Genomic DNA, 1,079 nt, shown 5'->3' on the forward strand with positions numbered 1-1,079 from the left:
TTCCGTCTAGTTGCGGGTAACCTGCATTTTCACAGGTACTAAGATTTCACCGAGTCTGCTGCCGAGACAGCGCCCAAATCGTTACACCTTTCGTGCGGGTCAGAACTTACCTGACAAGGAATTTCGCTACCTTAGGACCGTTATAGTTACGGCCGCCGTTCACTGGGGCTTCGGATCACTGCTTCAGATCGCTCTTAACAGATCCTCTTAACCTTCCAGCACCGGGCAGGTGTCACCCCCTATACTTCGTCTTGCGACTTCGCAGAGAGCTGTGTTTTAGTTAAACAGTCGCTTGGGCCTCTTCACTGCGGCTTAATTGCTTAAGCACTCCTTCTCGCTAACTTACGGAGTCATTTTGCCGAGTTCCTTGGCAACAGTTCTCTCGCTCACCTCGGGATTCTCTCCCTGCCCACCTGTGTCGGTTTTGGTACGGGCCGCATATGCATTGCCAGAAGCTTTTCCTGGAAGCCGTCATCATGTGCTTCGCTACTTTCCTTGGATTTCGCTTGCCTGTCACGCCCTAGCCTTGAGGTTACCGGATTTGCCTGGTAACCAGCCGCTTCGCTTCGCCCTCAATCCATTAAGAGGGTCACACTATCCGTCTCCGTCACTCCTTCGCTCCATATACGGGTGCAGGAATCTTTCGCCTGCTTTCCATCCACTACGCCTTTCGGCCTCGCGTTAGGTCCCGACTTACCCAGGGCGGACGAACCTTCCCCTGGAGTCCTTCGGCCTTCGGTGTGTAGGATTCTCACCTACCTCTCGCTACTCACACCGGCATTCTCACTTCTATACAATCCACCGCTCCTCACGGTACGGCTTCTGCTCGTATACAACGCTCCCCTACCACTATAGTTTCCTACAATCCGCAGTTTCGGTATCAGGCTTAGCCCCGGTACATTTCGGCGCAGGGTCACTCGACTAGTGAGCTGTTACGCACTCTTTAAAGGATGGCTGCTTCTGAGCCAACCTCCTAGTTGTCTGGGCATCCCCACATCCTTTTCCACTTAGCCTGTATTTTGGGACCTTAACTGGCGGTCTGGGCTGTTTCCCTCTTGACCATGGACCTTATCACTCAC

At 53.2% G+C, this 1,079-nt stretch carries 1 rRNA gene; it reads right to left on the reverse strand.

Annotation, left to right across the window (positions count from 1 at the left end):
* Positions 1–1,079: ribosomal RNA gene (locus FYJ66_RS09135) — 23S ribosomal RNA — on the reverse strand; the annotation flags it as partial.

It is taken from the genome of Allobaileyella intestinalis, from assembly GCF_009695865.1.
Classification (GTDB): Bacteria; Bacillota; Clostridia; order Peptostreptococcales; family Anaerovoracaceae; genus Allobaileyella; species Allobaileyella intestinalis.